1 protein-coding gene is annotated in these 311 nt (G+C 40.8%); it reads right to left on the bottom strand.

Annotated features, from left to right (window positions below):
- Positions 1-311: hypothetical protein (locus P0G09_RS17645; protein WP_342760560.1), on the bottom strand; the 311-nt coding region annotated here is incomplete at both ends.

Below are 311 nucleotides of genomic sequence, written 5' to 3' on the forward strand. Positions count from 1 at the left end.
CAACGGCGTTTCTCCGTCTAGTTTTTGTGCCTGGTAATATGCATCCAGGGCAACCTTGTGTTCTCCATGTGCCTTAAAATCTTTGGATGCGCACAGATAGGTTTCCATATCTTTTCCATCCACATCAATGTCCGCATGGATCAGATCATAATGAAGATGTTCAATCTCAAGAATGTTTAAAAGGCGGTCCACAATGATATCATTTATGCACTCATGTCCCACAATGCCATTGATGCCATCATAATTGGATAGTTTATAGTAGATCTTTGGCTGCTGCAAATCATCTGTTGCTTTTAAAAAAGATCCCGCTG

The organism is Faecalibacterium sp. DFI.5.82, from assembly GCF_029076575.1.
Lineage (GTDB): Bacteria > Bacillota > Clostridia > Oscillospirales > Ruminococcaceae > Faecalibacterium > Faecalibacterium duncaniae.